At 34.3% G+C, this 8984-nt stretch carries 8 protein-coding genes and 1 pseudogene; all 9 read right to left on the bottom strand.

The window, feature by feature from the left end; translation table 11 throughout:
- Nucleotides 1–75: 75 nt before the first annotated feature.
- Nucleotides 76–216, bottom strand: a pseudogene (locus G466_RS23560) (transposase); the annotation flags it as partial.
- Nucleotides 217–491: 275 nt separating this feature from the next.
- Nucleotides 492–1490: a metallophosphoesterase gene (locus G466_RS0115510; protein ID WP_034235903.1), complete on the bottom strand. Its 999-nt coding sequence runs from the start codon at nucleotides 1488–1490 to the stop codon at nucleotides 492–494.
- A 187-nt stretch (nucleotides 1491–1677) separates the two neighbouring features.
- Nucleotides 1678–2214, bottom strand: coding sequence for an NUDIX hydrolase (locus G466_RS0115500; RefSeq protein WP_034235900.1), 537 nt, complete (start codon nucleotides 2212–2214; stop codon nucleotides 1678–1680).
- Between the two features lie 13 nt (nucleotides 2215–2227).
- Entirely contained in the window at nucleotides 2228–2815 is a 588-nt protein-coding gene (locus tag G466_RS22280; protein WP_051315719.1) for an RbsD/FucU domain-containing protein, read from the bottom strand.
- Between the two features lies 1 nt (nucleotide 2816).
- Entirely contained in the window at nucleotides 2817–3776 is a 960-nt protein-coding gene (locus G466_RS0115490; RefSeq protein ID WP_026814475.1) for a metallophosphoesterase family protein, read from the bottom strand.
- A gap of 1 nt (nucleotide 3777) precedes the next feature.
- A complete protein-coding gene (locus G466_RS0115485; RefSeq protein ID WP_026814474.1) occupies nucleotides 3778–4794 on the bottom strand; it encodes a metallophosphoesterase family protein in 1017 nt (338 codons plus the stop codon).
- A 44-nt stretch (nucleotides 4795–4838) separates the two neighbouring features.
- The gene (locus G466_RS23275) at nucleotides 4839–7556 is read right to left on the bottom strand and encodes a GH116 family glycosyl-hydrolase (RefSeq protein ID WP_051315718.1); all 2718 of its coding nucleotides are present in this window, start codon (nucleotides 7554–7556) and stop codon (nucleotides 4839–4841) included.
- A gap of 9 nt (nucleotides 7557–7565) precedes the next feature.
- On the bottom strand, nucleotides 7566–7934 hold the full coding sequence (locus G466_RS0115475) for a hypothetical protein (protein ID WP_026814473.1): 369 nt from the start codon (nucleotides 7932–7934) through the stop codon (nucleotides 7566–7568).
- Between the two features lie 101 nt (nucleotides 7935–8035).
- Entirely contained in the window at nucleotides 8036–8932 is an 897-nt protein-coding gene (locus G466_RS0115470) for an endonuclease/exonuclease/phosphatase family protein (RefSeq protein WP_026814472.1), read from the bottom strand.
- Between the last annotated feature and the right edge of the window lie 52 nt (nucleotides 8933–8984).

Genomic DNA, 8984 nt, shown 5'->3' with positions numbered 1-8984 from the left:
ATCAAGCGGATCATGACCAATTGTTGTGTTTATACAAAAATCGGGATCAAGTCCAATTTCTGGGTATTTGAATATTTATGCAAATAGTTGAGTTAACCTAAAGAGGAAGAATTTCGTATTTCTTACGCCTCTGAACTGTGCCCTAAAAGCTTTTATTTTTGCGTTAAAGGATTCTGCCGATGCATTTGTACTCCTATTTATAAAATAGTTCAGAATCGACCTATTTAACGTGAACGGAAATAAAAGACGAAAGGCTTCCTATAAAGAGCTTCTGCTCTCGCCTATATACCGTTATAACATGCTACAAGTGGTTCCCAAAGGTCTAATAATTCGATTTGTATTTGTTTACCCTAAATTTACTTTAGGGAAGCATGAGAAACTAAAAGTGAAACTAGATATACTGAATGGTGATAGGGATGTGGCATTCAGAATAAAATAATATCTCCTAAATCAAACATTTATAAATAATGAATTTAGTAGAAATATCATCATTATATTTTCATTTTAAATCCTGAAATAGTTGGTACAATTGGCTCATGAGGATGAGATTTAGGCATTCCCAATTCATCGGGGCCAGGGCCAACAAACTCCGTTTTTCTTGGTTCGATTATTATTCTATTGTTCTTTATCGTCATAAATGTAAATAAGGATTCTTTATATGGAACCGTATACTTTATCCAGGGATGAGTTTTATCAACAGCCTCACTAAAACGTACTGTTTTATAATCATCACCCACCCAATAATAAGATGCACTATTAATTTGAACGTAATATATATCATTGATTTGCGTCATAAAATCGGTGTGATGATGTCCACTCAAGCAACATAACACTTTTTTGAATCCAGCGTTATTATTCGCATTTTCAAAAATATCCTGAATCTCTTTAAAATTAGCAACGCCTCCAGTTTCTTCTAGCTCTAATGTTTGATGACTAAATACAATAGTTGGTTTGTTTGTTTTTTCCAAATCTTTTATCAACCATTGTTTTTGAGCGTCGCCTATATAGCGCTTATATCCACTCCATGGTTTAGGATTTTGGTCATTACCATCCAAAACAATAAAGTGTACTCCTTTCTTATCAAATGAATAATATTTTTTAGGCATTCCCCAATAAGCCATAGTTTGTTCTTTACTAAAGCCGTGGTCCATGTCATGATTTCCAAGAATATGGTACTTCTCTCCTTGATAGTTATTCCACCGCGTCATAAAACCTTTATTATGGTCGTGGGGAACACAAAAATCTCCCATTTGCATAATAAAATCTGGATTACGTCTATTTGCAGCATCTAAAAAGGCTTGCAATCGTTCTTCCCCATCGTGCATAACATCCTGATGTATATCAGCGATTAAACCAATTTCTATTTTCTCTCTTCCTAGGTTAACACCAAGTACATCAACTGGTAACACCATTGCTGCTCCAGCCAAGGTTGATGCTTTTAAAAAATTTCTTCTACTATATTCTGATTTTTGAATACTTTTAGATTCCATATCGAATTTGATTTATTATTATATTTTTCAAGTACACTTTGTTTTAAACCAGCTTAGATCTGTTATAGGATAAATGTTATTATTAAAATCAAATAATATTGATGTAGTATTTAAGAATAGCACATTACTATTTCCTTCTTTATTCACTACCATTATGAAACTAATTTCTAATGAACTATGAGGGAAATTAAATTGCATTAAAAACCATGTCAAAATAATCTAAACCATACGGAACAAACTGAAATTCATCAATATCACAAATTAAGACTTCTTTTAATATGGAGATTGAAATTAATTTTAATTGAGAAACTTCCTCTGCCTGTAACGACAATTCTTCTATGGGTTTAATCAACTTCACTATATATACATGATGGTATTCTCTATCAATAAGAGACTGATTATGTATTATATCTGTTGCATAGTTTCCAATAAACTTTAGATCATTTATTTGAATATTGAGACCAATTTCTTCCAATACTTCTCTTTGAGCAGCTTCCAAAAAACTTTCTCCTGCTCTAACATGACCAGCAACGGAAACATCCCAAGCATTCGGAAAAGTTTCCTTAGTAGCTGTTCTCTTCTGAATTAGTAGATCACCATCTTTTGTGTAGAGCCACACATGAACACAAGGATGCCAATAGCCATTTTTGTGAGCTTCCGATTTCAGACAAGATTCCCCCGTCCTCTTTCCTTCACAATCAAGTATATCTACAAATTCATCCATGATATAAATAGCCTTAATTATTATTCATAGCTTCTCTCAATTCATTTTCGGAATCTGAATTCCAATAACCACATTCCAGTTGAAAGAAGACCGAGGTATATGGAATTGCTAGATTTGTTTTAAGAATTAGCACATTAAATAATTTTGCTGATGCATCTAGTTCACGAATAATATCTTCATGCATTATCGTTTTTACAGGTTTTCCTTCTAAAATGGAAAATAAATTGTTTCTATAGTCTGTAATTCCTTTGGCATTTTTTTCTGGAACAAAAGTCATTTCCTTATCCACAAAAATATTAGCATCTACATGGATGGATTTTGATATTAACTCACTAACATATTCTACAGTCTCAAGCTGGGAGGCATTAATTGTAATGGTCTCAACAGCTGGATTACTTTGTTGTGGGTAGGCAGCATCGGCAATAACTATCCAGTTTCGATGTCCATATAATTTCAATTTAGCCTCTAAATCTGTTTTCCAATTTGAGGTCTCCTTAACTTCTTCTATTAAGATTGTTTCCCTTTCAGGTCCTTTTCCCATATTGCAGGCACACATAAGCGCCAGGATAGTAATTGCTTTAACTATTTTTATATTCTTCATTTTAATATTTAATATTTCGTTCCGTAATAGTCGAAGTTATTTTGCCTTCATCATCTAAACCTGCCTCTTTAGGTGATGGAGAAATATATACAGTTGAACACCCTTCAATATGTATAGTATGATCTTCTGGATCAATGGTCAACATAGTATATAATGGGTCTCTGTACGGAAATGTTAGCTTTAAAATAGGATGTGCATGTTCTATATGCTTTGGAAAACGAATATTTGAATATTTACCATCACCTAAGGATTTATATGACATACTATTGATTTGTATGTAAGGAATAGTATTAATAACCCTTACATAATCTTCATGATGATGCCCACTTAAACAAGCAATAACCTTTGCTTTATTATCATCCATATTTGCTTGTCCAATAATCGATCTAATTTGATCCCCATTGGTCACTCCCCAATCATGTTCTCTTTCTAAACTTTGGTGACAAACTATAATCGTTGGACTTTTTGTACCTGCTAAATCTTGTTTTAGCCATTCTTGCTGTTCTTCATCAATATAGCCTATCCATGGAGCACCTTTTTTATTACCATCCAAAACCACAAAATGAAATCCATTACTATCAAAAGAATAATAACGTTCTTTCATTCCCCACCAAGCCATAGTTTCTTCCTTTGTAAATCCATCATCCATATCATGGTTACCCAGTACATGATAGGTAGGGTGTTTATAACTATTCCAGATGTCTAAAAATGGTTCATTATACTTATGAGGAAGGGCAAAATCTCCCAATTGAATTAAAAAATCAGGTTGGCGTTCATTCATATCATCCATAAAATACTTTAGGCGCTCATAGCCATCATGTATAGTATCTTGATGCACATCTGCAACCAAACCTATTCTTAGCTTTTTATGACCATTTGATTGAAACGCAGATAAGGGTAATGGAATAGACAATGCAATACCTGTTTGAATCGTGTTTTGTAAGAATTTCCGGCGTTCCATTCTACCTCTTTTTAAATTTTATTTTATAATCTGACATTTTAGCTGAATAAACCATCCCATCAATTCCTTTCTCCATACCCATATCATAAGGAGAAGGTGACATCCATGTACTTTTTACTCCTTCTATCTCCATTGTACCCTTTGCATTTAGTGTTGCAAATGCGTATAATGGATCTTTATAAGCACCTATTTGGGGAAGATTGCCGTATTGGTCATAAAACTCTTTTGGAAAACGCTGAGTACTTTTATATTTGGCTGACAACCATTGATACGACATACTATTAATTTCTATATAATCAATTCCATTTTGATGATGATGATAATCCAAATGATTATGACCGTTTAGGCAACAAATCACCTTTTCTTTATGAGCTTCCATTATTTTCTGAAGCGTTAAACGGTTTTTAACCCCCCATTGGTAGTGCCATAAACTTTGATGTGAAAACACTATGGTAGGGAGTTTTGTAGCCTCTAAATCTGCTTTAAACCATTCTATTTGTTCATTATCTATAAAGGTTCTAGCACTATCATCTACATAGAAATTGGCATTTTTATAGTCGATGAACTTCCCGTCTTGATATATAAAATTGGCATCTAATACTATAAAATGATAACCCCAAAAATCATATGAATAATAGGTTTTAGGCATCTCCCAGAAATCCAACATTTCTTCTTTCGAATTTCTATCCATATCATGATTGCCTAAAACATGATATTTTGGGCCTTTAAACTGTTCCCAAATATTTAAAAAACCTTTATTTTTTGTTTCTGCGAAACAGAAGTCGCCCATTTGAATTATAAAATCTACTTTCTTATCAATCGCCTTGTTAATAAAGATTTCTAAACGTTCATCGGCATCTGGCATTAAGTCCTTATGTACATCCGATACAATACCAATTTTCACTTGCCTTGCCCGTTTTTCAGAAAAAAGTGCTGGTGTAAATGATAATAATGTTGAAGGCATCAATGAAGCTGTTGCCCCTATCCCTACTCGATTAATAAATTCACGTCGTTTCATTTGTTTTCATGTATTGTTATTCAATGGTCATCTACAACCATAAATTAAATTTTAATGGTAATTATATCTCCAGCAACCAGGTTAAGGGTTTCAAATTCAATGGATAGTTTTCCTGCTTTATTTTTTGAAGTAACCTTAATGTCTTCTCCATTAATGGTTACACTTACCTCATCTTGAATCTCTCTTTCTAATGTTAAAATGATTTGTGAAAGGTTTAGTTTTCCGTATTTCAGAGTTATAGTATTTATTTGAGTGCTTCCATCTCGATTTTGAGAAAAATTACCCCAACCTTCTGCAGTAGAAAAGAATGATGTGTGATTTTCTGGTTTCCATTTTGGGTCAAATCCAATTATTTGCTCCGGTCCATTGTACTCAAAACCCTGAGCGTTTAATAGAACTGACCAAATAGAGAGCGCCCTTCCGTAAAACTGACCACATTCATCATCACCGAAAGGATTTCCGCTAAACCCAAAATTACCCCAGTCTCCTATATAACCTGTTCTTAATTTTCCATCATAACGGTTATAACCGGACCGTAAAATAGTTAGCGCATCTCGGATTTTATTATATTTAATTAAGGAGGCCCCTATGGTATATTCAAAAGTGGACCACACCTCACTAGAATACCCCGACGCGTATTCAGTTCTATCTTTGTTTGGCCACGTACTCACTACCATTCCCGCTTCCTCAGGTAAGGCAAAGGTTCTATGGCCTTGATCGTGATTTTTTAAATTACTTTTAAAATTATACTTTAAAATTGCCTCGTTTGCTGACTTAATTTTATAATCGGGATACAAACTTCCTAAAGCCAATTGATCTGCCCACCATTGCCCCAATAACTGATCAGAATGACAGGCATTTTCATAATCAGTTGCACGTATTGCACCAGGTATTTGGTAAAAATACTCTCCGTTCCACAGCTTTTCTGATTGTAATTTAGCTGAGTTATCGGCTATATTTTTCCATTCTTCTGCCTGATTGTTATCTCCCATTATAATTGCCATTTTTTCACTAGCTCTTAAAGCTGCTAAGTATAAAGAGCTTAAAAAGGACGGATTCCCTGACATTGAAGCATCGTATGTTGTGTGTTTGGCTGTATCGGATAGCCATCCATCTTTATCTTCATCATACCCATTCACCAGATAGTTCATCGCTTTTTTAATTGCAGGGTATTGGCTTTTAAGCCAAGTGTTATCTGGAGACAATAAATGCTCTCTATAAGCTCCTAATATATCCCCACATTGCCCATCAAACGCTACACTACCCGCAGGTTGGCGATATGGTATTTCACCGTTCTCCTTTATACTGTTAAAGGTTTGATTTCTGATCGATCTTCCCAACTCTGGGAATAGCCTTGCATGCGATTGGGCATAATGCCAAACATGATTACAATTTCCTGAACAAGAACCATCTACTCCCCCAGTTCCTTCCCATAGCCCTACATATCCATTTTTATCGTGAAAAATAGTTCGACTTTTAAGGATAGCCAACTGATTACTAATACGTTCAACTAACCAATACGGTAAGTTTGTTTCAAAAAACGAATTTGTAAAATTTCGGGTTCTACGGGTCAATATTTCATGGTTTTCTTTTAAATAATTAGTGAGTTCTTTGATACTTTTCCAATGATTCGCATAAAAATTACCATCACCTTCCCAATCACCGTTTCCCCAAGCATCCCACTTATCCGCTTTACCACCATTTCTCCCATTAGGAAAATACCAAACTAATGCCATTTTAACCGTACGAACTTCTCCAGGTTTCAATGTTAATGAGGTATTTAAAGCACCAGTAAATGTGCTACCTTCATCACTACTTTTAGCAATCAAATCGCCTTTTAATTTGCCGAACTTTTCAAATATGGAGTAGAGTTCTATTTCATTATTCCAACTAGCAATCCCTTTTGTTGTCCCTTCCTTATCAAAAACAACCATTGCCATTTCCCCAAAATGTTCACTATCACTGGGATCATTACCTTCCATTAACAAAATTTCGGCTCCTTTTTCAGAAACTATTGAGTTTGTATTCCCCTTGTAATACTCAAAATTATTACCGGTTACTGGCCTACGACTAATACTATAGTTAAAATTATCGGCAAATGATTTCTCGTGATTTACAAGTGGTAATTTTGAAAACCCCACTGCATTTTGTTGTGAAGCCAAAAGATTCACCGACACTTTATCACTTGATATATTGTTTATGGTGAACTCATAAAAAACAGCAGGAATACCAGATTCTTTACTATTAGTTGGTATAAATGGATTGAAGATTTCCATCGTAACTTTTACAGGAAGATCATCATCAAAAATATATTCTAAAAATGGAAACCTACCAATAGCTTCTAAAGATTTCATTGGTTTAAAAGAACCAACTTCTTTGGTTTGCAATGCTCTTACCTTAATCTTTTGTTTTTGTTTTGTGCGAATTGCAAAAAAACTATTTGGGATGAAATCATGCCCCATATTATTGAAAATTTGCCAATATCGTGGTACAGCCTGTCCATCGTATTGAATACTCCCTGTGCCAATACCCCCTACTGGGAATTGGATTGCGGTTAAATTTTCGTCTTTATACACTGTCTGGGAACCGCGCGTTAGAAGTCCAGCCTCATTGCTCAACTTATAGTAGTCCTTTAAAAGAGCATCTTTATTTTCTAAAGTATTGTTTATTACTGATTTGACCTTTAATTCTTCGGCAACCTGAGCCTGTAAACTGATACTTAAAGCCCCTATAACGATTAAAAAAAATAATTTCTGCGACATATTTTATTATTATTTAATTTCAAACTCAAGTTTATCACCTTTTATAATCGAAATAGGTTTAAATGATACCATTACTTCATTGTTTTTATTCTTCAACTTTGCTTTTACTTTTTCACCATTTAAAGTCACCATCACGTGCTTTGAGTCCGACAATTCATCCAAACTAACTTCTTTTAGTTTTAATGCACCATATTCAATCTCTAATCTAGCTCTCTGCTGTCCGTTCTTTACATTTTGAGAAAATGTACCCCAACTACTTCCAGTAATAAAAGCTGACCTAAAATTTTCAGGGGTGATTTTAGGGGCAAACCCTATTTTTCCATTCGGTTCATTTAATGTAAATCCAGAGGCTGTAATAAATGCACCATAACTAGACATTGCACGTGTATAATGATTGCCGTATTCAATTTCATTATATGGATTTCTTTTACTAGGTGCATAGCGGTCATATATAGCTTAGATCATTGTCATTCCCTCATCTACCATACAAATTCAGCTAAAATTGGATAATGGTCAGATAAATAGTAAGTTTCTTTTTTATTAAGCACCGTTGCGTTTACACACCTCTTTGCTAAAAAAGGGGAGCTTAAAATATAATCTATACGAGTAGAGTTTTTATTAGGGCCTTCTCCCTTTTCGGTTTCAAATACCTGTGTGGGACAGCTCAATCTATCCTCCCATGTGGTAGTAAACCTTTGAACAACATCAATTAAAGGATAGCCTAAAAGAGACCCAATTACACCGTATTCCAATTCATCATCTAATAAGTTTCTAACATGGTCGTGTTCTTTTTCCGAAGCTCTTTTCTCCTCCAAAAGCCATGTTTTATCCTTATATAGGTCGGCATCAAAAGGTGACAAAGCATTGAAATCCCCTAAAACCAAATACTTGTCTTGCCCAGTGGTAAATTTGGATAACTTGTCCAATATAATTTTCGCCTCTTCCCGTCTTTTTTGATGGCTAAATGGTGAAAAATGAATTATAAAAACATCAATACCATAAACCTTACAATGTAAGGCCCCGTGATGCATATCATCCAATATCCTTTCTTTTACTTCTATTGGTTCCTTAGATGTAATCCCAACCGGATACCCAGAAGTTTTTAAAATTTCCGCATAGTTATGCCCCCATTTCTTAGCATCCTCCAACAGTTTTTCCTGTGAATAGCCACACAATTCCTGCAGGGCAAATACATCTGGATTTTGGGCGTTTACCCAATCTATAAACTCCTTTTTTCGATCAGAATCTTTACCCCAATCAAAGCCGTTCCAAATGTTATAACTAATCACCTTTACCGATTTGGTACCTTGTGCGTTGACCAAGTGAACACTCAAAAATGATATAATCACAATCATTCCTATAATTGTTTTCCTCATTGATAGATATCTTTTAATTAGAATTTTTAAATCAATTTTTTTAATTCACAAT

The sequence above is a fragment of the Arenibacter certesii DSM 19833 genome (genome assembly GCF_000429545.1).
Taxonomy (GTDB): Bacteria; Bacteroidota; Bacteroidia; order Flavobacteriales; family Flavobacteriaceae; genus Arenibacter; species Arenibacter certesii.
The sequence above is the reverse complement of the archived record's forward strand: the minus strand, read 5'-3'. Positions and strand labels throughout refer to the sequence as shown.

Coding starts and splice junctions, on each gene's coding strand:
- G466_RS23275 (WP_051315718.1), bottom strand. CDS start 7,556: ATGTCGCAGAAATTATTTTTTTTAATCGTTATAGGGGCTTTAAGTATC.
- G466_RS0115490 (WP_026814475.1), bottom strand. CDS start 3,776: ATGGAACGCCGGAAATTCTTACAAAACACGATTCAAACAGGTATTGCA.
- G466_RS0115485 (WP_026814474.1), bottom strand. CDS start 4,794: ATGAAACGACGTGAATTTATTAATCGAGTAGGGATAGGGGCAACAGCT.
- G466_RS0115475 (WP_026814473.1), bottom strand. CDS start 7,934: ATGTCTAGTTATGGTGCATTTATTACAGCCTCTGGATTTACATTAAAT.
- G466_RS0115510 (WP_034235903.1), bottom strand. CDS start 1,490: ATGGAATCTAAAAGTATTCAAAAATCAGAATATAGTAGAAGAAATTTT.
- G466_RS0115470 (WP_026814472.1), bottom strand. CDS start 8,932: ATGAGGAAAACAATTATAGGAATGATTGTGATTATATCATTTTTGAGT.
- G466_RS0115500 (WP_034235900.1), bottom strand. CDS start 2,214: ATGGATGAATTTGTAGATATACTTGATTGTGAAGGAAAGAGGACGGGG.
- G466_RS22280 (WP_051315719.1), bottom strand. CDS start 2,815: ATGAAGAATATAAAAATAGTTAAAGCAATTACTATCCTGGCGCTTATG.